17 protein-coding genes are annotated in these 25,839 nt (G+C 37.3%); 12 read left to right on the top strand and 5 right to left on the bottom strand.

All coding sequences use genetic code 11. The features are described 5' to 3' along the window. Positions 1-60: 60 nt before the first annotated feature. Entirely contained in the window at positions 61-1,599 is a 1,539-nt protein-coding gene (garD, locus tag H3T83_RS04945) for a galactarate dehydratase (RefSeq protein ID WP_370528010.1), read from the bottom strand. A 456-nt stretch (positions 1,600-2,055) separates the two neighbouring features. Here garD and H3T83_RS04950 point away from each other — a divergent pair, with 456 nt between their 5' ends. The 6 genes from H3T83_RS04950 to H3T83_RS04975 all read left to right on the top strand — a co-directional run bounded on the left by H3T83_RS04950 (position 2,056) and on the right by H3T83_RS04975 (position 9,088). Further along, entirely contained in the window at positions 2,056-3,387 is a 1,332-nt protein-coding gene (locus H3T83_RS04950; protein WP_034900846.1) for an MFS transporter, read from the top strand. 39 nt (positions 3,388-3,426) lie between these two features. After that, positions 3,427-4,764: an enolase C-terminal domain-like protein gene (locus H3T83_RS04955; protein WP_065577657.1), complete on the top strand. Its 1,338-nt coding sequence runs from the start codon at positions 3,427-3,429 to the stop codon at positions 4,762-4,764. 42 nt (positions 4,765-4,806) lie between these two features. Further along, the gene (gene gudD, locus H3T83_RS04960; protein WP_198215250.1) at positions 4,807-6,141 is read left to right on the top strand and encodes a glucarate dehydratase; all 1,335 of its coding nucleotides are present in this window, start codon (positions 4,807-4,809) and stop codon (positions 6,139-6,141) included. 47 nt (positions 6,142-6,188) lie between these two features. Further along, positions 6,189-6,959, top strand: a complete 771-nt coding sequence (gene garL, locus H3T83_RS04965; RefSeq protein WP_034900840.1) for a 2-dehydro-3-deoxyglucarate aldolase — start codon at positions 6,189-6,191, stop codon at positions 6,957-6,959. A 36-nt stretch (positions 6,960-6,995) separates the two neighbouring features. After that, on the top strand, positions 6,996-7,877 hold the full coding sequence (garR, locus tag H3T83_RS04970) for a 2-hydroxy-3-oxopropionate reductase (RefSeq protein ID WP_198215251.1): 882 nt from the start codon (positions 6,996-6,998) through the stop codon (positions 7,875-7,877). Between the two features lie 62 nt (positions 7,878-7,939). Then, positions 7,940-9,088 (top strand): glycerate kinase, encoded by a 1,149-nt coding sequence (locus H3T83_RS04975; RefSeq protein ID WP_065613814.1) that lies wholly within the window; start codon positions 7,940-7,942, stop codon positions 9,086-9,088. Between the two features lie 48 nt (positions 9,089-9,136). On the opposite strand, the gene H3T83_RS04980 is transcribed toward H3T83_RS04975, so the two are convergent. Continuing rightward, positions 9,137-11,140, bottom strand: coding sequence for an OPT family oligopeptide transporter (locus H3T83_RS04980; protein WP_198215252.1), 2,004 nt, complete (start codon positions 11,138-11,140; stop codon positions 9,137-9,139). A gap of 226 nt (positions 11,141-11,366) precedes the next feature. On the opposite strand from H3T83_RS04980, the gene mazG reads away from it, so the two are divergent. Then, positions 11,367-12,164 (top strand): nucleoside triphosphate pyrophosphohydrolase, encoded by a 798-nt coding sequence (mazG, locus tag H3T83_RS04985; RefSeq protein WP_198215253.1) that lies wholly within the window; start codon positions 11,367-11,369, stop codon positions 12,162-12,164. Continuing rightward, positions 12,157-12,597, top strand: coding sequence for a hypothetical protein (locus H3T83_RS04990; protein ID WP_065577652.1), 441 nt, complete (start codon positions 12,157-12,159; stop codon positions 12,595-12,597). The genes mazG and H3T83_RS04990 overlap by 8 nt, the downstream gene beginning before the upstream one ends. Positions 12,598-12,675: 78 nt before the next feature. Here the strand turns inward: H3T83_RS04990 and H3T83_RS04995 are convergent, their stop codons facing one another. Then, entirely contained in the window at positions 12,676-14,088 is a 1,413-nt protein-coding gene (locus H3T83_RS04995; RefSeq protein ID WP_198215254.1) for an FAD-dependent oxidoreductase, read from the bottom strand. Between the two features lie 14 nt (positions 14,089-14,102). Continuing rightward, complete coding sequence (gene gltB, locus H3T83_RS05000; protein WP_198215255.1) at positions 14,103-18,560, bottom strand: glutamate synthase large subunit; 4,458 nt, start codon at positions 18,558-18,560, stop codon at positions 14,103-14,105. A gap of 395 nt (positions 18,561-18,955) precedes the next feature. On the opposite strand from gltB, the gene H3T83_RS05005 reads away from it, so the two are divergent. Further along, positions 18,956-20,140: an NAD(P)/FAD-dependent oxidoreductase gene (locus H3T83_RS05005; protein WP_198215256.1), complete on the top strand. Its 1,185-nt coding sequence runs from the start codon at positions 18,956-18,958 to the stop codon at positions 20,138-20,140. Here H3T83_RS05005 and H3T83_RS05010 read toward each other — a convergent pair. Then, positions 20,137-21,558: a sigma-54-dependent Fis family transcriptional regulator gene (locus H3T83_RS05010; RefSeq protein WP_198215257.1), complete on the bottom strand. Its 1,422-nt coding sequence runs from the start codon at positions 21,556-21,558 to the stop codon at positions 20,137-20,139. The two genes, H3T83_RS05005 and H3T83_RS05010, sit on opposite strands and share 4 nt — an antisense overlap. Before the next feature lie 257 nt (positions 21,559-21,815). On the opposite strand from H3T83_RS05010, the gene lysA reads away from it, so the two are divergent. Genes lysA through H3T83_RS05025 form a run of 3 tightly spaced genes read left to right on the top strand, consistent with a single transcriptional unit; the run spans position 21,816 to position 25,807 of the window. Beyond that, positions 21,816-23,213: a diaminopimelate decarboxylase gene (lysA, locus tag H3T83_RS05015; protein WP_065577647.1), complete on the top strand. Its 1,398-nt coding sequence runs from the start codon at positions 21,816-21,818 to the stop codon at positions 23,211-23,213. 55 nt (positions 23,214-23,268) lie between these two features. Next, complete coding sequence (locus H3T83_RS05020) at positions 23,269-24,681, top strand: APC family permease (RefSeq protein ID WP_034900800.1); 1,413 nt, start codon at positions 23,269-23,271, stop codon at positions 24,679-24,681. A gap of 19 nt (positions 24,682-24,700) precedes the next feature. Further along, the gene (locus tag H3T83_RS05025; RefSeq protein WP_034900798.1) at positions 24,701-25,807 is read left to right on the top strand and encodes an alanine/ornithine racemase family PLP-dependent enzyme; all 1,107 of its coding nucleotides are present in this window, start codon (positions 24,701-24,703) and stop codon (positions 25,805-25,807) included. The last annotated feature ends 32 nt before the right edge of the window (positions 25,808-25,839 follow it).

Here is a 25,839-nt window from a genome sequence, read left to right on the forward strand (position 1 = left end):
ATAATTAAGGTGTATTTAGAATTGCAATTAATAATATATTTATATGTAATTTATTGTTTTTTAGGTAACTGGTGCCGGATTAAAAATAGCTAGTGGATTGTATAATTTCCAATGATCTGACCATGGTTGTTTGCGCCCACTAGCCACATCTAGGATTAAATGGAAAAGTCGCCAACCGATATCCTCAATAGTTGCTTCGCCTAAAGCAATATCTCCAGCACTAATATCAATAAGGTCGAACCATTGTTCTGCGACAATATTACGGCTAGACATTTTAATGACAGGTACCATAGCTAATCCATATGGTGTTCCACGGCCAGTAGTGAAAACTTGCAATGTGATACCTGATGCAACTTGTTGAGCACCACACACAAAATCACTAGCCGGCGTTGCAGCAAAAATCAGACCTTTTTTGGTAGGTCTTTGACCAGGAGATAACACTTCGACAATTGGACTTGTGCCTGATTTTGCAATTGATCCCATTGCTTTTTCAACTATGTTATTTAAGCCACCTTTCTTATTGCCTGGTGTAGTATTGGCGCTACGATCAACTTTTCCGGCAGCAAGATATTCATCATACCATTGCATTTCTCTAATTAGTGCTTTACCGACTTCTTCATCAGCTGCTCTTGGCGTCAGCAAATGAATACCATCACGAACTTCAGTTACTTCAGAAAACATAACTGTTGCTCCACATCTTACTAATAAGTCAGAAGCAAAGCCAACTGATGGATTAGAGGTAACACCAGAAAATGCATCACTACCACCACATTGCATTCCGACGATTAATTCTGATGCAGGCACTGTTTCACGTTTGCGTTGATTTAGACGTTGTAAGTGTTTTTCTGCCACACGCAAAATATGGTCAACCATGGCTTTAAATCCATGTTCATCTTGTAAAGTAACAAGGTCATCATCTTCTAATTTTATCGGAATGGTATCGTGAGTACCTTTAAGTAGTCTCTCTGGTTGTAACTTTTCACATCCTAAACTGATCACCATAATTTCGCCTCCGAAATTAGGATTCTTAGCTAAATTATGAATAGAACGAATTGGTACAATAGCTGCTGGAGCGTCAATGGCTACACCACACCCATATAAATGGGTCAATGGCACGACGCCATCTACATTAGGATATTTTGGTAATAAATCACGTTCAATAATTTTGGCAACATATTCAACAACGCCCGAAACACAATTAACACTCATGGTAATACCAAGTATATTCCTAGTGCCTACCGAACCATCTTTGTTGCGGTAACCTTCAAAAGTATAACCTTCTAAAGGTGGTAATGGATCCGTTTTTTTCGTTGCTATTACTAATTCATGCAATTCTGGCGCAGTTGGCATTAGTGTTACAGCTTCATTTATCCAGCTACCTTGTTTAATGTCTTTTTTAGCGTAACCAATGATTTCACCATAACGTACTATAGCTTGTCCTTGGTTGATATCATTTAATGCAACTTTATGCCCTTGAGGTACATCTTCAATTAATTGTAGTCCATTGTCAAAAATTGTACCTTTGGGTAATCCATTATTATTGACAACAATCGCAACATTATCAATTTCTTTAATTTTGATAAAGAGCGGCTTGTTAATTTGCTTCTCCATTACTCAACTCCCATTATGCTAATTAATTTTTTAGATATTAATTAATAGCAAATTAAATTTTATAACATTTCTCATAATTTCTTCGTTATATCTTAAATCCGAATAAAATAAATAGCATTGTGCATATTCACAATTATAAATTCATAAATTAGCTAAATATCATAAAAATACCCATAAAAGTCGCTTTGTATCACAAAATTTTGTAGTTTTATTAAATTTTTGTGAAGAACGTAACATTAATTTATGTATTTGCATATAAATAAATGTAATTTGCACTTATTTTTTGTGCTTTTACCCAATGAATTTTTATGATGAACCCCCCATACTTATTTACTATTAGTGGATTATCTTAGAAACGTAAAAAAGTCTATTTATTTTCTACTTCAGCTATACCTTTTATATTTAATAATTAAATTTAGGAAATTATAAGTTTAGGAGCTAAACATGGAAATAAACAAAACCAAACAAAAAAGGACTAACGCCAGATGGATGACGGTCGTTTTTTTATTTATAGTTACAGCTATTAATTACGGCGATAGAGCAACATTAGGTATAGCTGGAAAAGCAATGTCGGGGGAACTAGGATTTGATGCAGCAGCCATGGGATGGGTGATGTCATCATTTGGTATTGCTTATGTAATAGGACAATTACCAGGAGGATGGTTGCTAGATAGATTCGGTTCTAAACGAGTTTATTTTTTAAGTATTCTATTTTGGTCTATTTTTACTCTATTACAAGGGACTGTACACTTTTTTATTGGTGCTTGGGCACTAATTATGCTTTTTACCTTCCGTTTTTTAATGGGACTTGCCGAAGCACCTTCATTCCCTGGAAACAGCCGTATTACCGCCGCGTGGTTTCCAGCTAAAGAAAGAGCAACAGCAGTAGCCATTTTTAACTCTGCACAATATTTTGCAACCGTTATTTTTGCACCAATTATGGGTTGGTTGACTCATGAGTATGGTTGGCAATCAGTATTCTTCTTTATGGGAGGATTGGGTATTTTTGTCAGTGCTGTTACTTTGTTTGTTATTCGCAACCCTAAAGATCATCCTTTAGCCAATCAAGCTGAAGTTGATTATATCGTTGAGGGTGGTGCTTTAGTTGATATGGATCAGAAAAAAGACAATGGTAAACAAGAAGGTCCAAAATTAGGTTATTTATGGCAATTATTGACCAATAGAATGTTGCTTGGTGTTTATTTAGGTCAATATTGTATCAACTGTTTAACATTCTTCTTTATTACTTGGTTCCCTATTTATTTAGCAACACAGCGTGGAATGAATATTAAAGAAGTAGGCTTTGCTGCTGCAGTTCCTGCTATTTGTGGCTTTATTGGTGGAATTAGTGGTGGGGTTATTTCTGATTTCATTATGCGCAAAACCAATTCTTTATCAATAGCCCGTAAAACACCAATCATTTTAGGTATGCTATTCTCAATGACTATGATTATGTGTAATTACGTTGATTCAATTGGACTAGTTATTTTATTTATGTCGATGGCTTTCTTCGGCAAAGGTGTTGGTGCGTTAGGTTGGGCAGTAATGGCAGATACAGCGCCAAAAGAAATGAGTGGTCTAGCTGGTGGTTTATTCAATATGTTTGGTAATGCATCAAGTATCATTTCTCCAATTATTATTGGTTATATTGTGGCATGGACAGGGCGCTTTGAATGGGCATTAGTATTTGTTGCCGGTCATGCGTTTGTTGCTGCTTTCAGTTATTTAGTTCTTGTTGGTCCAATTAAACGAATGGAATTAAAGAAAAAGGATTAAATAATAACAAAACAAATTTATGAAATGGAGAATCGTAGTATGAATACTCAATCAGTGCCAATTATTACTTCAATGCAAGTTATACCTGTTGCAGGTTATGACAGTATGTTAATGAACATTGGCGGTGCTCACGGTCCATACTTTACCCGTAATATTGTTATATTAACAGATAATGCTGGTCATGTTGGTGTTGGTGAGGCTCCTGGTGGTTCAACAATTGAAAATGCATTGAAGGAAGCTTGTGCACATGTTGAAGGTAGACCTATTTCGATTCTTAACCGTATCGTAAATGATATGCATCAAGGCTATTTAGATTCTGATTATGATACTTTTGGTAAAGGTGCATGGACATTTGAACTACGAGTTAATGCTGTAGCAGCTTTGGAATCAGCACTGTTAGATTTAATGGGGCAATTTTTAAATGTGCCTGTGGCTGAATTATTGGGTGGTGGCAAACAAAGAGATGAAGTAACTGTTTTAGGCTATTTGTTTTATATTGGTGATGATAAGAAAACTGATCTACCTTATGACCAGCCACTCAAAAATGGTCATGAATGGTACAACATTCGACGCCGCGAAGCGATGACAGTTCAGTCGGTAATAGAATTAGCTGAAGTAGCAAAAGATCGCTATGGTTTTAAAGATTTTAAAATGAAAGGTGGTGTATTAGCTGGTGAAAAAGAGATTGAAACGGTCACTGAGCTAAAAAAACGTTTTTCAGATGCTAGAATTACTTTAGATCCTAATGGCGGTTGGTTATTGGAAGATGCTATACGATTATGTAAAGGGCTTAACCATGTCCTGACTTATGCCGAAGACCCTTGTGGTGCAGAAAATGGTTATTCGGGACGTGAAGTAATGGCAGAGTTTCGTCGTGCCACTGGTCTACCAACAGCAACGAATATGGTTGCAACTAACTGGCGAGAAATGTGTCACTCAATTATGTTACAAGCTGTTGATATACCTTTAGCAGATCCGCATTTTTGGACTTTAACTGGTGCAAGTCGGGTTGCTCAGCTTTGTCATGAATGGGGATTAACTTGGGGTTGCCATTCTAACAATCATTTTGATATCTCATTAGCGATGTTTAGTCATGTTGGTGCATCGGCACCAGGCAATCCAACTGCACTTGATACTCATTGGATATGGCAGGAAGGACAGGCCAGATTGACTAAAAATCCATTAGAAATAAGTAATGGCAAAATTAAACTGCATGATAAACCGGGATTAGGCATTGAATTAGATATGCAACAAATTATGAATGCTCATGAATTACATAAAAAATTAGCAAATGGTGCACGTAATGATGCTATTGCAATGCAGTATTTAATCCCTGGTTGGCAGTTTGATCGTAAACGACCTTGCATGGTTCGTTAAAACAGAATTAGAGAAATACAAGAAATTTAAGAGGTTAATATTATGAGTTTATCAACGCCAATTATAACGGAAATGAATGTTTATCCTGTCGCTGGATATGACAGTATGCTACTTAATTTAAGTGGTGCACATTCACCGTATTTTACTCGAAATATTGTTATCCTAAAAGATAACTCAGGCAACATTGGTGTCGGCGAAGTACCGTGCGTCGGAACGGTTACTAAGACATTAGAAGATGCTAAATCATTAGTTGTTGGTCAATCTATTGGCCAATATAAAAATGTGATGAATCGAGTGCGTCTTCAATTTGCTGATCGTGATGTCGGTGGTCGAGGCAATCAGACATTTGATCAACGCTCAACAATTCATGTTGTTACTGCGATTGAAGCGGCAATGTTAGATCTACTTGGTAAACATTTAGGCGTTACCGTGGCATCATTACTTGGTGATGGGCAACAACGTGATGAAGTAGAAATGTTAGGATACTTATTTTATGTCGGTGATCGCAACAAAACAGATTTACCTTATCAAAGTCAAAATGATGAAAAATGTGATTGGTATCGCCTACGACATGAAGAAGCACTAACGCCTGAAAAAATTGCCCAATTGGCTGAAGCTACTTATGAAAAATATGGTTTCCGCGATTTCAAATTAAAAGGCGGTGTTTTATCAGCAGAAGATGAAGCAGAAGCAGTAATAGCAATTAAAAAGAAATTCCCAGATGCTCGAGTAACACTTGACCCTAACGGAGGATGGTTATTAGAGGAAGCGATTCGTATTGGTAAATATTTGAAAAATACTTTGACTTATGCAGAGGATCCTTGTGGTGCTGAACAAGGTTATTCAGGGCGAGAAGTCATGGCTGAATTTCGTCGGGCCACGGGTTTACCGACTGCTACCAACATGATTGCAACCGATTGGCGTCAAATGGGACATACATTATCGTTACAATCTGTTGATATTCCATTAGCTGATCCACATTTTTGGACCATGAATGGCTCAGTTCGTGTTGCACAAATGTGCCATGAATTTGGTTTAACATGGGGTTCACATTCTAATAACCATTTTGATATCTCTTTAGCTATGTTCACACACGTAGGTGCAGCAGCACCAGGCAATCCAACTGCACTGGATACTCATTGGATTTGGCAGGAAGGTAACCAACGTTTAACGAAAGAACCATTACAAATTATTAATGGTAAAATTAAGGTTCCTGAAAAACCAGGATTAGGCATTGAAATTGATATGGATCAAGTAATGAAAGCTCATGAGTTATTTAAGAAAATGGGTCTTGGTAACAGAAATGACGCAATGGCCATGCAATATTTAATTCCTGGCTGGCAGTTTGATAATAAAAAACCATGTTTGGTTAGATAATTGAACTATTATTATCAAAAATAACTCGAGAATTTAAAAGGTAAATTATGAAAAAAATAACCTGCCACAACCAATTTAAGCAAGATATGTTAGAACGTAAAAAACTTATTGGTTGTTGGGCTGCTTTAGGAAATCCAATTTCAACAGAAATACTTGGTTTAGCTGGTTTTGATTGGTTGTTGCTAGATGGTGAGCATGCGATTAATGATGTTACCACGTTTGTACCGCAATTGATGGCATTAAAAGATAGTAGTAGTGCACCAATAGTTCGTCCTGCTTGGAATGATCAAGTTTTAATTAAGCGATTACTTGATATTGGGTTTTATAATTTCTTAATCCCATATGTAGAAACAGTAGAACAAGCCAAATCAGCAGTAGCTTATACCCGCTATCCACCTGAGGGGGTAAGAGGAGTTTCTGTTTCTCATCGTAGTAATGGCTTTGGCACTATTACTGATTATTTTACTAAAATTAATCAAAATATTTGTGTTGTGGTACAAATTGAAACTCAACAAGCAGTTAATAATGTTGAAGCAATAACTGCAGTTGATGGTATTGATGGTATTTTTGTTGGACCGAGTGATCTCTCTGCTTCATTAGGCCATTTTGGTAATCCTAAGCACCCTGAAGTGCAAGCAGCGATAAAACATGTTTTTGATGTTGCTAAAGCACAAGGTAAAGCATGCGGTATTTTGGCACCAATAGAAGCTGATGTTCATCATTATATTGATATGGGGGCAACATTCGTTGCTGTAGGTAATGATCTAGGTTTATTAAGAAGTTCAACCCAAGCGCTAGCAGATAAGTTTTTAAAGTAACGAATACTATTTTAGTCGTAAAAAAAGGAGAGTAAAATGAAAATTGGTTTTATTGGTTTAGGTATTATGGGTAAACCGATGAGCAAAAACCTGTTAAAAGCAGGTTATTCATTAGTCGTTTGTGATAAAAATCAATCTGCAGTGGATGAAGTAGTGGCTGCAGGGGCACAAAGTGCCGTAAATGCTAAAGAAGTTGCTAAACTTTGTGATGTGATTATTACCATGTTACCAAATTCACCACATGTAAAAGAGGTTGTATTAGGTGAAGATGGGATAATTGATGGTGCTAAATCTGGTACTACGATTATTGATATGAGTTCAATTGCACCATTGGCAAGCCGTGAAATTCATGATGAAGTCGTTAAAAAAGGATTGGTAATGTTAGATGCGCCAGTGAGTGGCGGTGAACCTAAAGCGATTGATGGTACTTTATCGGTCATGGTAGGTGGTGATAAAGCTATCTTTGATAAACATTATGACATAATGAAAGCCATGGCTGGTTCAGTGGTTTACACTGGTGAAATTGGTGCTGGTAATGTAACTAAATTAGCAAATCAAGTTATTGTTGCTTTGAACATTGCGGCTATGTCAGAAGCATTAGTTTTAGCAACTAAAGCTGGCGTAAATCCAGAGTTAGTTTATCAAGCAATTCGTGGTGGATTAGCTGGAAGTACTGTACTAGATGCTAAAGCACCAATGGTTTTAAATCGTAATTTTAAACCTGGTTTCAGAATTGATTTACATATCAAAGATTTACAAAATGCTTTAGATACTTCTCATGGTGTTGGAACATCATTACCATTAACTGCATCTGTAATGGAAATGATGCAAGCCCTAAAAACTGATGGTCTGGGTGATTGTGATCATAGTGCATTAGCACGTTACTATGAATCTTTAGCAAAAATAGAAATTAAATAATTAAGGTTAAGATTGAGTATGGCGACATACTCAATACTTTGACTAATTGCATAAGGATAAATATGAAAATTGTCATTGCTCCTGATTCTTTTAAAGAAAGCCTAAGTGCGATTGAGGTTGCTAATATAATTAAAAATGGATTTTTAAACGTATACCCAAAGGCTGAATACTTTTTGATTCCAGTTGCTGATGGTGGTGAAGGTACTGTTGATGCAATGGTTGATGCATTAAATGGAAATAAAATCACAGTATCGATTACTGACCCATTAGGTGAAAAAGGTTTGGCTTTTTATGGTATTTCAGGAGATGGACAAACAGCGGTAATTGAAATGGCCGCAGCAAGTGGTCTTGAAAGAGTTCCTGTTACTAAGCGAGATGCGAAAATTACGACCTCATATGGTACTGGAGAATTAATCAAAGATGCACTAGATAAAGGTTGTAAAAAATTTATTATTGGGATTGGCGGGAGTGCTACCAATGACGGTGGCGCTGGCATGCTACAGGCTCTAGGTGTCAAGCTTCTTGATAAAGCCGGTAACCAAATTGGTTATGGTGGAGCTTCATTAAGCGAGCTTGATAAAATTGACATTAGTGAAATTGACCACAGAATTAAATTCTGTGATTTCGAAGTTGCTTGTGATGTTACTAATCCTTTGACTGGTGCGAATGGTGCTTCATTTATATTTGGTCCGCAAAAAGGCGCGACACAAGATGATGTTCGTTTACTTGATGAAAATCTGAAACATTTTGCTCAAGTAATAAAACGTAGCTTTAATATGGATATTGAATTTACCCCAGGGACGGGAGCTGCTGGTGGAATGGGGGCTGCTTTATTAGCGTTTATGAATGCTAAATTAAGGCCTGGAATTGAAATTATTACTGAAGCACTAAATCTAGATAAGCTTATTTCTAATGCAGATTTAGTTATTACCGGTGAAGGGCGATTAGATTACCAAAGTATCAATGGTAAAGTACCTGTAGGGGTTGCTAGTATTGCCAAAAAATACCAAAAACCAGTAATTGCTATTGTTGGTAGTTTGGGTGACAAGGCTGAAACCATTTATCCTTATGGTATTAATGCCATGTTTAGTATTTTAAGTAAAGTTGCGACTTTGTCTGAAGTACTAGAATCAGCAACGGCAAAAGCAAATCTTTATCAAACCTCAATGAATATTGCCTTAACACTTAATTTAGGCCGTAACCTTAAATAGTCATAAATACCCTTTATCAGTATCCTGATAAAGGGCATCATAATCATATTATCGTTTAAGTGCTGACAAAGATCTGCGAATAATAAGACAACAGATCGTAATGAAAACAAATAATCCTAAATATTGAGACATATTGCCTAAGTCAGGGAATATTGCCAGAGGTGCATCTCCACCACCATTAGTGACACTAATGACAATCACAATGGCAAGTATAACACCAACTAAACTTTCACCGACGATTAAGCCTGATGCAATCAAGGATGCTTTACGATCTACTTTTTTGAACTCAGTTTCTGGATCTAAATTTAGTTTTTCTGCTTTCACATATGCCTGACGTTTTACTATCCATGATAATAATGAACCGATAAATATAGCCATTGTAATACTTGGTGGTAAGTAAATACCTAGTCCGACAGCTAAAGCAGGTAGACGGAATTTAGTTTTCTTTTTGGCTAAAATTAGGTCAATGATGATAACTGTTGCGCCTACCGCTAAACCTATCAAGATCATTGTCCAATCTAGATTATGAGAAAAAATTCCTTTAGCAATGGTTGTCATCAAAGTTGCTTGAGGTGCAGCCAATACTTGGGTAGGGTCCATATTTGGACGAGGAACCGCACCAGTAAAACCATAAGCGTTATAGAGTATTTCAAGAATAGGGGCAATGACAATTGCACCAACAACACAACCAATTAAAAGGGCTACTTGTTGTCTCCATGGCGTAGCATGAACTAAATAACCTGTTTTCAAATCTTGTAAATTATCATTTGAAATACATGCAATTGATAGCACAACACTAGTTGTGAATAGGGCTAATGCAGTGATAAAGTCAGTTCCTTCTACAGAGGATAACATACCATGTGTTTCACTTAAGCCAAGCAATATTAGTGAAATAGCTATAGCAGCAACAATGGCAATACCTGATATAGGACTGGCTGAAGAACCAACTAAACCAGCCATATAACCACAGGCAGCGGCAACTAAAAATCCCATAACAAACGCAAATAAAACTGCACAAATGACTAGCAACCAAGCAATATCAGTTGATAAACCACTATCAGAAATAAAAGAGTAAAATGTTGCAACTAAGATAATTAACATGCCAGCCATAATCATAAAAATAGTTTTTGGTGACAAGTCTCTATCTGTTCGATCAATATCGTTTACAGAAATATCTGAGCGAAGTGTTTTTAACGATGTTTTTAAACCTTCAATAACTGGTTTGATTAAAGTCAGTAATGTCCAGACTGCGGCAATCGCTATGGTACCTGCACCGATAAAACGAATATCTGTGGCCCACAATCCCATTGCAATTTTAGATAGAGGTTGGGAAGTATCATAATCAGTAAGGGCACTTAGGATTGGAATACCAAATCCCCAAGCTATAATGGTTCCGATTAATACCGCAATTCCTGAAATAATACCAATTAGATAGCCAGCACTTAGTAATGCTAATGAAAATCCCATTGGGATCTGAAATATTGATTTACCACCAGTAAACCAATAAGCAGTGCTATCAGATAATAAACGAAATCCATTAGTAAATAAGCTCACTGTAGAGGCAATAATACCGCCAAATACGATATCCTTTAATCCATCATTTGCTTCTTTATCGTTAGTTTTCGAACCAGCTTTTAATATTTCAGCAGCAGCGACACCTTCTGGATAAGGTAAATCACTTTTCACTACCATAACATGACGTAATGGAATAGAAAATAATACCCCTAACATGCCGCCAGCAGCGCAAACTGAAAAGGTTAGCCAGAAAGGAAAATTACTCCAATATCCCATCATTAATAAACCAGGCATAACGAAAATAACAGAAGATAAAGTTCCTGCAGCAGAAGCTTGAGTTTGCACCATATTATTTTCTAAAATTGTCGATCCCGAAAATAATCGTAAAATAGCCATGGAAATGACGGCGGCAGGAATGGCAGATGAAAAAGTTAATCCGACTTTCAAGCCCAAATAGACATTGGAGGCTGTAAAGACAATAGTAATTAAAGCACCAAGAATGGTACCGCGTAGTGTAAGTTCTCGTAAATTATTCATACTACCTATATATTAAAGTTAAATTGATAGCCTGTTATTATATACTTAATTATGTTTTATCTGCCATTAATTCTACAATTAAGTTCATATTTTGCCCATTTTTCTTGATTTATTTGCTGTAAGTTATTTTTATTCTTAAACAATAAAATTTGTATATTAAAGATTAGTCACAGCGTAATTATGCTATGCTGGTTATATTCTTAATCATTAACCAATTGTGAGAAAAATGTTAAGCGAATTAAAACGATTGCAGGATATTACTAAAAAGTTGCGCAACCCTATTGATGGCTGTGAATGGGACAGCGAACAAACTTTTGACTCGTTAAAATCCTATACTTTAGAAGAGACTTATGAAGTCTTAGATGCAATTGATAGACAAGATATGGTTGAACTTAAAAGTGAACTGGGTGACCTACTGTTTCAGATTGTGTTTTATGCGGATTTAGCCAGTGAACAAGGTTTGTTTAATTTTGATGATATTTGTCAATCAGTGGCTGATAAATTGATAAGTCGTCATCCGCATATTTTTTCAAATAATACGAGTAAACCAAATTGGGAACAGCTTAAACAACAAGAACGTGATAAGCGGGAGCAATATTCGCTATTAGATGATATTCCCAATGCTATTCCGGCATTAATGAAGGCTGAAAAAATCCAAAAACGTTGTGCGTCAGTTGGATTTGATTGGACTGAACTACAACCAGTCATAGCTAAAGTTAAAGAAGAACTTAATGAAGTTGAACAAGAATTAGCACAATCAACTATTGAGCAATCAAAAGTTGCAGAAGAAATGGGAGACTTGTTGTTTGCTACCGTCAATTTGGCAAGACATCTAAAAGTTAAATCGGAGTTATGCTTACAAAATGCTAATAACAAGTTTATTAGGCGTTTTAAACAAGTTGAATCACTGCTGAAACAAAAAAATCACAATTTAGTTGATGCAACACTTGAAGAAATGGAAGATGCATGGCAAATTGTCAAGCAAACAGAAAAATCAACTAGCGAAGTAAATAAAAATGACTGAACAAAAAAATGAATTATATCAAGAAATAGAGGCTTGGTCTCAAAATGCTATTTTACATAGCCCAACTTGGAGTATTAATCAATTAGATTACTCGGAAAAGAGTATTACTGTTGTTGAAATGATTATTGGTGAAATGGCAGATAAAAGCTTTGGTCTTCCTGAAGAACAACTCAATATGATATCACAAGAATATGGCTGTTATTTATTATTAACTGCACATAAATTATATGGTGGTCAGTTCTTTTGGAATCAGGAATTTGAACAACCAATGTTAATTTGTTGTGAGCCCGACGCCACTATTGCGTTATTAACATGGAATAAAGTAAAAGGACGTTTATTGGGTGATAAAACCGATCATATTGCTTATTTTTTGGATGAATTTGGTAAAGCTACTTTTCAACCAGAAAAAGGCACTCAACGTGTTTATTTATAAAAAATTACTTATATTTCATAAATAAACCCGCCATAAATTAGCGGGTTTAAATGTTGAATTGGAATTCAAGCGTCGTTTTTAAACTTCTAAGTATTCTAAAATACCTTCAGCAGCTTTGCGTCCTTCACTAATTGCGGTGACGACTAAATCAGAACCACGCACAGCATCTCCGCCAGCAAAGATTTTAGCATTCGAAGTTTGATAACCTTTGCTTTCTGGGGCAATTATTCGTCCTCTATCGTCAAAATCAACCCCATGTTCAGCTAACCACGGCATTGCATGCGGTTTAAAGCCAAATGCCATTACCACCGCATCCGCCGGTAACACAAATTCTGAGCCTTCAATAATCACTGGTGAGCGACGACCTTTCGCATCGGGTTCGCCAAGCTCGGTTCTCACCATTTTTACGCCAGTAACATGTCCTACATTGTTAATTTCAATACTCAGCGGTTGTACATTGAATTGGAACTGCGCGCCTTCTTCTTTAGCATTTTTTACTTCACGTTTAGAACCAGGCATATTGGCTTCATCACGGCGATATGCACACGTCACCTCAGTAGCACCTTGACGGATAGACGTTCTTACGCAGTCCATGGCAGTATCACCACCGCCTAATACTACGACACGTTTATTTCTCATATCTACATAAGGCGCATCGTCAGTTTGTTGGTGCTGCATAATATGTTTAGTATTAGCAATTAAAAATGGTAATGCATCATAAACGCCATTAGCATCTTCATTTTCAAGGCCGGCACGCATTGATTGATAAGTACCTGCCCCAACAAAAACGGCAGCAAACTCAGCAAGAAGATCGGCTAATTGTACTGTTTTACCCACTTCAGTATTAAGGCGGAACTCAACGCCCATTTCACTAAAGACATGTCTACGATGAACTAAGACCTCTTTATCTAATTTGAAGGCTGGAATACCGAATGTTAATAAACCACCGATTTCAGGATGTCGATCAAAAACGACAGGGGTGACACCATTACGTACTAAAACATCAGCACAAGCCAAGCCGGCCGGGCCAGCGCCAATAATTGCGACTCTCAACCCGGTTTTTTCCACGTTAGAGAGATTTGGTCTCCAGCCCATTTTAAAGGCTTCATCGGTAATATAACGCTCAATACTACCAATAGTTACCGCACCAAATTCAGCATTCAAAGTACAAGATCCTTCACACAGACGATCTTGTGGACAAACTCGACCACATACCTCAGGTAAACTATTAGTTTGATGAGACAGTTCAACTGCTTCTAAAATTTTGCCTTCATTGATTAATTTTAACCAATTTGGAATATAGTTATGTACCGGACAGCGCCATTCACAATAAGGGTTGCCACAAGCAAGGCAACGATCTGCCTGAGCTTGTGATTGTGAGGCGGAAAAGCCTTCATAAATTTCTACAAATTCAATTTTACGGATGTTTAGCGATTTTTTAGGCGGATCGACACGTTGTAAATCGATAAACTGATAAACATTTTGACTCATATCGTGTTTTCTCCTTACTGTGCCTGAACACGTAGTTCAGCTGCTGACCGACTACGGTGACCTAATAATGCTTTAACATCGCTAGATTTTGGTTTAACTAATACAAATTGTTTAGCAAAATCTTCCCAATTAGCTAATATTTCTTCGGCCCAAGTAGAGTGAGTTAGTTGTGCGTGCTCCATAATTAAACCGCGTAGATGCTCTTCATGAATTGAATAGTCAGCAACATCTAACATTTCGACCAACTCTTTATTGATTCGCTTATGTAAATCACCATCAGTATCTAAAATATAAGCAAAACCACCGGTCATACCTGCACCAAAGTTAACGCCGGTTTTACCTAAAACACAGACAATACCGCCAGTCATATATTCACAGCCATTATCACCAATGCCTTCAACCACACTTATAGCGCCTGAGTTACGCACTGCAAAACGTTCACCTGCTCGGCCAGCAGCAAATAATTTACCTCCAGTGGCACCATACAAACAGGTATTACCAGCAATGGTCGCTTCATGGCTTAAAAATGCCGAACCTTGTGGTGGACGAATCACAATGCGACCGCCAGCCATACCTTTACCAACATAGTCGTTGGCATCGCCAGTAAGCGTTAAATCAACACCGCCTGCATTCCATACACCAAAGCTTTGTCCGGCAGTACCGTTGAAATTCAATGAAATAGGGGACGTGACTAAGCCTTGATCGCCATATTTTTTAGCAATATAACCAGATAAAGTTGTACCAACAGAACGATCAGTATTTTGAATGTCAAAGTAGAAACTTTTACTTTGACGATTATCCACTGCTTGTTGTGCTTGGGTTATAATCTCTTTATTCAGCACACCTTTATCAAATGGTTTATTGTCTTCAATACAGTGAACCGGTTTACCTTCTATTGGGGTTGCCGTTTCAAGCAAGCTTGATAGATCCAATTTCTGTTGTTTTGCGGTAATACCATCAAGTTCAAGAAGTAAATCAGTACGACCGATCAAATCAACGATTCGACTAACGCCTAGTTCTGCCATAACTTCTCGCGTATTACGAGCAATAAAACGGAAATAGTTCATCGCTTTTTCTGGTAGACCGTGATAATGCTCACTACGTAACTTCTCATCTTGAGTGGCAACACCGGTTGCACAGTTATTAAGATGACAAATACGGAGATATTTACAACCCAATGCCACCATTGGTCCAGTACCAAAACCAAAGCTTTCAGCACCTAAAATTGCCGCTTTAACAATATCGGCACCAGTTTTTAGGCCTCCGTCAACTTGTAAGCGTATTTTATGACGTAAACCATTAGCAACTAATGATTGTTGGGTCTCAACTAGACCAAGTTCCCAAGGAGAGCCGGCATATTTAACCGAAGTTAATGGACTGGCCCCAGTACCACCGTCGTAACCTGAAATAGTGATTAAATCAGCATAGGCTTTGGCAACACCGGTTGCGATAGTACCTACTCCCGGTTCAGAAACTAACTTAACCGAAATCATGGCAGTTGGATTAATCTGTTTCAGGTCAAAAATCAATTGCGCTAAGTCTTCAATTGAATAAATATCATGATGCGGTGGTGGTGAAATTAATGTCACACCCGGTACAGAAAAACGTAATTTTGCAATATAAGGTGTTACTTTATCACCTGGTAATTGACCACCTTCACCTGGTTTTGCACCTTGAGCAACTTTGATTTGAATCACGTCAGCACTCATTAAGTAACCCGGTGTTACACCAAATCGACCGGAAGCCACTTGTTTGATACGTGATACTTTGACGGTGTTATAACGGGCAGGATCTTCACCGCCTTCACCAGAATTAGAAAAACCACCTAAGGTGTTCATGGCTTCGGCTAATGATTCATGTGCTTCTGGACTTAACGCACCAATTGACATAGCTGCCGAGTCAAATCGTTTAAATAATGACTCTTCTGGTTCCACCTGATCAAGTGCGATAGCTGCGTTTTCAGGTGGATTAAGTTTTAACAGATCTCGCAAGGTTGCAGCTGGTCGATTATTTACGATATCTACATAGCGCTTATAATCTTCATAATTACCATTATTTACCGCTTTTTGTAGTGATTGTACTACATCAGGATTGTAAGCATGGTATTCACCACCATGCACAAATTTCAACAATCCACCTTGTTCTAATGGTTTACGCCGTAGCCATGCTTTCTTAGAAAGATTGAACTGATCTTGAGCAAAATCATCAAAATTGGCACCACTAATACGGCTTGTTACCCCTTGGAAGCAAAGTTCAACTACTTCTTCATTTAGACCTACGGCCTCAAATAGTTTAGAACAGCGGTAAGAGGCAACAGTTGAAATGCCCATTTTGGACATGATTTTGTATAAGCCTTTATTAATACCATTGCGATAATTAAGAATTGCTTCTCGATAAGACTTATTTATTGTGCGATTATCCACCATTTGCGCTAAGGTTTCATAGGCTAAGTATGGATAGATTGCCGTCGCTCCAAAGCCTAATAAAACAGCAAACTGATGCGGATCGCGACAGCTTGCGGTTTCAACAATGATGTTAGCATCACAGCGTAAACTTTTTTCAACTAAACGTTGCTGTACCGCACCAACAGCCATTGGCGCAGGGATCGGTAAACGGTCAGGGGCAATATTTCTATCGGATAAAATGAGTAATACCGTTCCCTCACGAACTTTCTCTTCGGCATCACCACATAATTGTTCAATTGCATCACGTAAACTACCGTCAATTTCATATGTGATATCAAGCGTTTCTGATTTGTAATAACGTGATTCTAAAGTAGTTAATTGTTTGAAATCAGAATGAACCAATACTGGATATTTAAATGCAACCCGATGTGCCTGACCTTCTGCTTCGGCAAATACATTCATCTCACGACCGATACTAGTCGACAGTGACATGACATGTGCTTCGCGTAATGGATCTATCGGTGGATTGGTTACCTGAGCAAATTTTTGTCGGAAGTAATCATAAATTAAGCGCGGACGGCTAGATAACACGGCAAACGGTGTATCATCGCCCATTGAGCCGGTTGCTTCTTGGCCGTTTTCACCCAAAACTCGAATACATTGGTCGAGCTCTTCGGCACTATAACCAAATTGTTTTTGGTAAGTAGCGAGTAAAGTGTCGTCATAATCACGAGAGCCGATATCATCATCTGGAAGATCTTCAAATGGGATCAGACGTTTCACATTTTTAGCCATCCATTCTTTATATGGATGACGTTTTTGGAGATCATTATCGGTTTCTGAAGATTGTAAAATGCGACCTTCTTCAGTATCAATGACCAGTAATTCGCCCGGACCAACTCGCCCTTTGCTGACGACTTCATCGGGTTGATAGTCCCAAATACCGATTTCTGAGGCACAAGTGATGAGTTTATCTGTAGTAATCACATAACGAGCAGGACGTAAACCATTACGGTCTAAGTTACAGGCAGCATAACGACCATCTGACATAACAATACCAGCAGGCCCGTCCCATGGCTCCATATGCATAGAGTTAAAATCAAAGAAAGCACGCAGATCTTCATTCATATCAGGGTTGTTTTGCCATGCAGGTGGTACCAATAGACGCATAGCACGGACAATATCCATACCGCCGACTAAAAATAGTTCCAGCATATTATCTAGCGAGCTTGAATCAGAACCGGTGACATTAACAAACGGTGCCGCATCTTGTAGATCTGGAATCAAGGGTGTTTTAAATTTGTAAGATCGCGCTTTTGCCCATTGGCGATTGCCCTCAATGGTATTAATTTCACCATTATGGGCTAAATGTCTAAATGGTTGCGCCAGTGGCCAACGCGGTACAGTATTGGTTGAGAAACGTTGATGGAATAAACAGATTGCGGTTTCCATACGAATATCAGCCAAATCTAAATAGAATCGAGGTAAATCCTTTGGCATACATAAGCCTTTATAGATATTAACCTGATTTGAAAAACTACAGACATAAAACGTATCATCTTGCACTCGTTTTTCAATACGACGGCGAACCATATATAGACGGCGTTCTAAATCAATCTTGGTCCAGCCAGCAGGTGCATTGACAAATACTTGTTCAATTCTTGGTAGTGATGAGAGTGCGATTTCACCAAGCACACTTTTATCAATTGGTACTTCACGCCAACCTAAAACATATAAGGTTTCTTCTGCTAGCTCCTCTTCGACAATTTTACGGCTAGCTTGAGCTTCTGCTTCATCTTGACTTAAAAATAGCATGCCAACGGCATAATTAGCGGCTAAGCGCCAACCGGCGTCTTCGGCGACTAATCGGAAAAATCGATCAGGTTTTTGCATTAAAAGACCACAGCCATCACCGGTTTTACCATCCGATAATATAGCACCACGGTGTTGCATGCGAGCAAGTCCGTGAATTGCGGTACGCACCACTTTGTGACTTGGTTGCCCTTCAATGTGAGCAATTAAACCAAATCCGCAGTTATCTTTTTCATGATGCTGGTTATATAACATATCATTGCCTCAAATTCATCGTTATTATTTTTTGTGAAGGTATAGGCATTAATCCCATATTAGGTGTGAAGGTAATTAAAAATAGGTTTTAGGTCAAATAAATATTATTTATAAGTCAATATTTTAATCACTTAACCCATATATATTAATGAAGCTTATATCTTGTGTTAACTAATTGTTTTTATTGGTTTTAAATTTTTTTTAAGATTAAGGCTAATTAATTTAAAAATTTTTTCATAATAAGAATTAATATCTGATTAAAAAAAGTTTGAGGAAAGGGGTTTTTTAGCTATAAAAATTGATTATATTTGCTGATTTTTTCCAAAATCAGGGAGTTATAATCACCAGATTTATGCTGTTATAATAGATTATCGATTATTGCTTATAGATGAAATATGCAAACTAAAATTACAATTATAGGTGCTGGCGCTGCAGGGCTTTTTTGTGCTGGTCTGTTGGGACAACAAGGTCATGATGTTACTGTCATTGATAACGGTAAAAAATTAGGTCGTAAAATCTTAATGTCTGGTGGTGGTAAATGTAATTTTACCAATCTTAATGTCGAAGCAAATCATTATATTTCTGAAAATCGCCACTTTTGTAAATCTGCTTTAAAACGGTTTAGCCAATGGGATTTTATCCAACTGGTTAATCAATATGGTATTGCCTATCATGAAAAAGATCATGGTCAACTATTTTGTGATAATTCAGCGCAAGATATTGTCGATATGTTGATCAAAGAGTGCCAAAAAGGGCAAGTTAAATTTATGTTAAAAACACAACTTGAAGATGTTGATGCAGAACAACAAGGATTTAAGTTATCTACTTCACAGGGTTGTGTTTATACTGATAAATTAATTGTGGCAACGGGTGGACAATCTATGCCTGCACTCGGTATGACTGCTATTGGTTATAAAATTGCTGAAAAATTTTCTATCCCAGTTGTGCCTGTAAAAGCAGGGCTAGTGCCGTTTACCTTACATAAACCTTTGTTAGCTGTATTATCGACGTTATCAGGAATTGCTCTACCAGTTGAAGTATCTAATAAACGTATCAGTTTTAAAGAAAACCTACTATTTACTCATCGAGGATTATCTGGGCCAGCCATTTTACAAATCTCCAGTTATTGGCAAGCAGGAGAAGCCATTACGATCAATTTATTGCCTGACTTTAACTTTGAGGATGATTTTAAACCTCTGTTAGATAATAATCGCAATCAAAGTCTTAAAAATTGTTTAGCCCAAATATTACCTAAGCGGTTAATTGAAGCGTTAATGCAACTAAATTTGATTGTTGATTCAACTGTTAAACAGTTAACTCCTACTCAGCAACAAGCGCTGTATCAAACATTAACAACATGGAATGTAATACCAAATGGAACAGAAGGTTATCGTACGGCAGAAGTGACCTTAGGTGGGGTAAGTTGTGATGCGTTATCCTCAAAGACGATGGCGGTAAAAAATCAGCCTAATCTCTACTTTATTGGTGAAGTTTTAGATGTAGCCGGTTGGCTTGGTGGTTATAATTTCCAATGGGCTTGGAGCAGTGCATTTGCCTGCGCCCAAGCTTTTGGTGATTAACTATCAATTACTCCCATTTGTATATTATATTTCTTCACCTTATATTGTAACGTTGTTCGTGAGACATTGAGCAGTTTCGCCGCAGTAATAATTTTACCATTGGCTTGATTTAATGCATCAATGATAAGTTGCTTTTCATAATGTTCAACTTGTTCGATTAGATTGCCGGTTATCTCTTTAATATTTGGCTTTTCAAGCTTAGCTTCTTCTTGTGAAGAAGGGCTTGGAAGGTCAAATAACTCGTCATCAAGAACAATTTGTTGTAATTCACCAGGTTCATTTTGTAAAACCATACTACGGACGATAGCATTCTCTAGCATTCGTACATTACCTGGCCATGGAGCTGACATTAATTGCTGCAATGCATGTTCACTGATGCCGCTGATCACCATATTGACATCAGTTTTATGTTTATCGATAAAATATCGTGCCAATACAGGGATATCTTCTTGTCTTTCCCGTAAGGCTGGAAGTTTGATTAAACCAACATTTAATCGATAAAATAGGTCACTGCGCATTTTACCGCTTTTTAACAATTCCGCTGGAGACTCATTCATCGCCGCTACAATTCGTACATCGGCATGTTGCTCTTTATTACCGCCTAAAGGCCAATAAGTTTTTTCTTGCAAGAAGCGCAATAGTTTACTTTGCATTTCAAGTGGCATTGCATTAAGTTCATCAAGAAATAAAGTTCCACCATTAGCCAGTTCAAGATAACCTTGGCGATTTTCAGCACCGGTAAAGGCTCCTTTAACTGTCCCAAATAACGTACTTTCAATCAAGGAGGTTGGTAAAGCACTACAGTTTAGTGAAATAAACGCCTTATCGCGGCGATGGCTGGTTTGATGAATTAATCTGGCAAATAGCTCTTTCCCTGTACCAGTTTCACCAACAATTAATACCGGAACATCATTACTGCCTAAAATATTGGTTTGATCGATAACCTCTTGCATTTTTTTCGACGCAAAAACAATTTCCGGTAGCGGTTGTTCTTTATTGTGATATAACTTTCTATTAAGGCGAAAAACCTGATCTTGTAACTGCCTAACATTGGATATATTTCGACCTATTTCAACCGCACCGATAATCTCTTTATTATGATTATAAAGCGGTACCGTTGTATGTTGATAATCGACTAACTTGCCCACATGATTAAAGTAAGTTTGATAGGTATCTTGATACTCCTTACCATGTAAAGCTTGTAGCATAGTACTATCTTCTTTTTTCAAATTAGGGTAAACTTTAAGCATTGGTTTACCGATGGCTTGCTCCATTGAATAACCATCAAGTTCTGCGCTTTCCTGATTGTAATAAATATATTTACCTTCTTTATCAATAATGGCCATTGGCTGATGTATTAGATCAAAAAAATGTTTAAATATTTCCAATGCTTGTAATAATTCAGGATCAATTATCATGATTCTAAAGCCTTTTAAAAATGGATTATTGTTAAGTATAGCTAGCGTTGATTTAAATATCTTTCAAGTATTACTAAAAATAGTGACAAATTTTCGTCATAAAAACGTATTTCTTACTAAATGACTAGTATTTTATTTGTAATTATTTCGTTAAGATATTGATTATTTGTGTTTTTATAAGTTGGCACGTTGATTGCATTGTAAGTGAGTAATCTTTTTTACTTACCTTTTTTATGTACTAATTAACTGGAGGTCATATGTCCGACACAATTATGTCAAATTATAACAAATTACGTACCGATCTAATAACAAAAGATCGTCGTTTCAGTGCGCAAAACGGCAAACTTTGTTTTGATGGTGTGAATTTGGAAGAATTAGCAAAGAAATATCCAACACCTTTCTATGTATTTTCTGAAAAAGAAATCGATCGTAATATTCAGGAAATCAAAGATTCGTTCAAAGCTCATCCAAATACTAAGATTTTCTATGCGTCAAAAACCTGTTCAGTAATGGGTGTTCTTAAAGCGATTAAAGATGCGGGTATCTATGCAGAAGCAAACTCAATGTTTGAAGTACGTAAATGTTTAGAAATCGGTTTCCCAGGTAGTCAAATTGTTTTCAACGGTGTGGTTAAAAAACCGGTTGATTTAGAATTTGCAATCCAAAACGATCTTTATATCATCAACGTTGATAGCTTATATGAATTAGATATCATCGATGAAATTTCACGTCGCTTAAAGAAAGTAGCCAATGTTTGTGTGCGTGTTGAACCAAATGTTCCATCAGCAACTCACGCAGAATTAGTTACTGCTTACCACGCTAAATCAGGTATCGATTTAGAACAAGCTGAAGAAACTTGTCGTCGTATTCTTGAAATGCCTTATGTACATTTACGTGGTTTACATATGCACGTGGGTGACCAAGTGCCAGAAGCAGAACCATTTGCTAAAGCAACAAAAGTATTAGTTGATGAATCACGCCGTTTAGAAGAAGTTTTAGGCATTAAATTTGATTTAATCAACGTAGGTGGTGGTATTCCAGTTCCTTATAAATATGATGATGAAAATGGTAATCCATTACAAGACAACATGTATGCTGGTATTACTGCACAAGATTTCGCTGATGCGGTAATTAGTGAAGTTCACAAATGGCGTACAGACGTTGAAATCTGTATCGAACCAGGTCGTAAAGTTACCGGTTCAGCAGGTGTGCTTTTAACTGAAGTTGCTTGTGAAAAACGTAAAACTAACTACGATTTAGACGGTAACATCGAAGAACATGTTGAATGGAAATTTGTTGATGCTGGTTATAGCGTATTATCTGACAGCCAACACTTTGATTGGTTCTTCTATGTTTATGATGCGTCAAAAATTACTGAACAACATGATGAGTACATTAAATTAGCTGGTCCATTATGTGATGGTGGTGACTATTTCCATGTTGGTGTTAAAGGTGAAGAATTCTTATTACCTAAAGACACTGAGATTGGCGATATCATTGCTTTCCTTGATGCTGGTGCTTATACCATTGAAAGCCAAACAGTTTATAACAATCGTCCACGTACAGCTGTTGTTATGATCGATAAAGAAGGCAAAGACCGATTGATTCGCCGTGAAGACACTTACGAGGATATGGTTGGATACGACGTGTATTAATCATGAGCTATCTGGGGCACTTAGTGCTCCAGATATTATAATGTGAGGTTATTTTATGAGTGATTCTAAAGATTCAAGTTTACTTGGTATTAAAGACATTGTGTTTATGAATGTCATTGCGATTCTAAGTTTACGTCAAATTCCTAATGTTGCTCCTTATGGAGCGTCAGCAATGGTGCTTTGGCTACTTGCTGCATTTTGTCTGTTTTTCCCATTAGCTATGGTTTGTGGTGAACTTTCTACTGGTTGGCCAAAAGATGGTGGGATATTTGTTTGGGTAAAAGAAGCGTTTGGTAAACGAATTGGCTGGATAGTAGTCGTTTGTTTCCTATTTTCATGCGTGCTTTTCTTCCCACTTATGTTGCAATTTGGTTTTACTGCAATTGGTTACATGTTTAGTCCTGAATTAGCGCAAAATCAGGTGTTTATTGGTGTTGGCTCCATGGTGGTATTCTGGGTCTTAACATTAATGAATATCAAAGGGATGAAATGGACTAAAATCATTAACAGTGTTAGTGCTTGGTTAGGGGTATTTATTCCTGCTGCTATTATCGTGTTATTAGCTATTGTCTGGTTAATGACAGGTCACCCAATGGCAACTGATTATAGTCATGTTAGTGATTGGATTCCAGATTTAAGTAGCTGGGATACTATTGTATTTTTATCAAGCATGATGTTCGCTTTTGCTGGACTTGAAGTTGCACCAATGATTGCTGGTCGTACTCGTGATCCACAACGTGACTTCCCTAAAGCAATGGCAGTATCTGCAATTGTTATTGTCGGTATCTATATGATTGGTACTTGGGCAATTAATACCTTATTACCTGCTGCTGATACTGATATTGTTGCCGGTGTAATGCAAGCGATGGAAGCTGCCGCTCAAGAGTTACATATGCCTTGGTTATTACCTGTAATGGCAATCTGTTTATTCTTTGGTGCATTAGGTCAAATTAACTCATGGTTAGTTGGTCCTATCTATATGTTACAAGAAGCATCAAAAGAAGATAATTTACTTGGCGAACGTATTGGTCGTTTACATCCTGTATATCAAACACCAGCATTTGCTTTAGTTATCCAAGCAATCATTGTAACGGTACTTTGTTTCTCAACATTCGTATCACCAAGTATTGCTGCTGCATATTGGATGTTAACTGCATTAACAACCATTTGTTACTTTATCCCTTATTTAGTGATGTTTATTGCTTACTATCGCTTACGTATTACTCAACCAGATGTACCACGTAGCTTTAAGATCCCAGGTAAAGTATTACCAATTGTTTTACCAGGTTTAGGATTCTTATCTACATTATTTGCGGTGATCTTAGTGTTTATTCCACCAGCACAAATCGATATGGGTGGATATGTTGAGTACATCGCGAAAATTGTTGGTGGCGCAGTGCTTGCAATTGTGTTAGCTGAATGGATATACCATCGCGCACAAAAACGTAATCGCTTGCAACAACAATAAGATATAGAGGAGTAATTTTATGTACAAACCTATATTAGAAATTGATTTAGGTAAATTAAAAGACAATGCTCGTGTTGAAAAAGAGCTATTAGCTAAACACGGCATTGAAGTGATGGCTGTAAATAAAGTTTTTGATGGTTGCGTTGAAACTGCCAAAGCAGTTCTTGATGGTGGTATTGATGTTATTGCTGAATCAAGAACCTACAATTTGAAGAAACTTAAAGATGCATTAAATTGTAAAACTTGCCTATTACGCAGCCCTTGTTTAAGTGAAATCAGTGAAGTTGTTAAGTATGCTGATATCAGTTTAAACAGTGAAAAACAAGTTATTCAAGCACTTTCTGATGAAGCGGTAAAACAGCAAAAAGTCCATCAAGTTTTATTAATGGTGGATATGGGGGATTTACGCGAAGGGATTTGGTTTGAACATGTAGACGATATTATCGAAACGGTCAAACTGATCCTTTCTTTACCCGGTGTTGAGCTTTATGGGCTTGGTACTAACTTTAACTGCTATGGTACGGTGCTACCGACAGTGAAAAATGGCGTAGATTTTTTACACATAGCACGCAAAGTAGAAGAAGCTTGTAATATCAAGATCAAATATCTATCTGCTGGTAACTGTACAAGTTACCATCTACTTGATAAAGGGATCTGGCCAGAAGGGCTTAATCACATTCGTATTGGTGGTTTACATGAGTTTGGTATTGAGTATGTGGATATGAAATATCTTGATGAATTTCATCACTCAAACAAACCTGTCGAGAAAGCTTGTAGTGACATGTATAAATTATATGCACAAGTTATCGAGCTTAATAGTAAACCTACCGTGCCTGTTGGTGAATTAGGTGTTGATGCCTTTTTGAACAGCAAAACCTTTGTTGATCACGGTACTCGTAAACGAGCTTTACTTGCTTTTGGTCGTCAAGATGTGCCGGCGGAAAGCTGTGTACCGGTTAATGATAACATTACGGTATTAGGTCAAACGAGTGATCATACTATCGTTGATATTGAAGATGTTTCTGAAACATTGCGAGTTGGCGATATGATTGTTTTTGAGCTTGATTACACAGCTCTGCTTATGGCTTGCCAAACCAACGGCGTAGAAAAACGATTTGTTTATTAATATATAACTGCTGCTGGGCAACCAGCAGCTAT

Origin of the sequence: Gilliamella sp. M0320, from assembly GCF_016101635.1 — a bacterium.
Classification (GTDB): Bacteria; Pseudomonadota; Gammaproteobacteria; order Enterobacterales; family Orbaceae; genus Gilliamella; species Gilliamella apis.

Coding starts and splice junctions, on each gene's coding strand:
- H3T83_RS04950 (WP_034900846.1), top strand. CDS start 2,056: ATGGAAATAAACAAAACCAAACAAAAAAGGACTAACGCCAGATGGATG.
- H3T83_RS04955 (WP_065577657.1), top strand. CDS start 3,427: ATGAATACTCAATCAGTGCCAATTATTACTTCAATGCAAGTTATACCT.
- gudD (WP_198215250.1), top strand. CDS start 4,807: ATGAGTTTATCAACGCCAATTATAACGGAAATGAATGTTTATCCTGTC.
- garL (WP_034900840.1), top strand. CDS start 6,189: ATGAAAAAAATAACCTGCCACAACCAATTTAAGCAAGATATGTTAGAA.
- garR (WP_198215251.1), top strand. CDS start 6,996: ATGAAAATTGGTTTTATTGGTTTAGGTATTATGGGTAAACCGATGAGC.
- H3T83_RS04975 (WP_065613814.1), top strand. CDS start 7,940: ATGAAAATTGTCATTGCTCCTGATTCTTTTAAAGAAAGCCTAAGTGCG.
- H3T83_RS04980 (WP_198215252.1), bottom strand. CDS start 11,140: ATGAATAATTTACGAGAACTTACACTACGCGGTACCATTCTTGGTGCT.
- mazG (WP_198215253.1), top strand. CDS start 11,367: ATGTTAAGCGAATTAAAACGATTGCAGGATATTACTAAAAAGTTGCGC.
- H3T83_RS04990 (WP_065577652.1), top strand. CDS start 12,157: ATGACTGAACAAAAAAATGAATTATATCAAGAAATAGAGGCTTGGTCT.
- H3T83_RS04995 (WP_198215254.1), bottom strand. CDS start 14,088: ATGAGTCAAAATGTTTATCAGTTTATCGATTTACAACGTGTCGATCCG.
- gltB (WP_198215255.1), bottom strand. CDS start 18,560: ATGTTATATAACCAGCATCATGAAAAAGATAACTGCGGATTTGGTTTA.
- H3T83_RS05005 (WP_198215256.1), top strand. CDS start 18,956: ATGCAAACTAAAATTACAATTATAGGTGCTGGCGCTGCAGGGCTTTTT.
- H3T83_RS05010 (WP_198215257.1), bottom strand. CDS start 21,558: ATGATAATTGATCCTGAATTATTACAAGCATTGGAAATATTTAAACAT.
- lysA (WP_065577647.1), top strand. CDS start 21,816: ATGTCCGACACAATTATGTCAAATTATAACAAATTACGTACCGATCTA.
- H3T83_RS05020 (WP_034900800.1), top strand. CDS start 23,269: ATGAGTGATTCTAAAGATTCAAGTTTACTTGGTATTAAAGACATTGTG.
- H3T83_RS05025 (WP_034900798.1), top strand. CDS start 24,701: ATGTACAAACCTATATTAGAAATTGATTTAGGTAAATTAAAAGACAAT.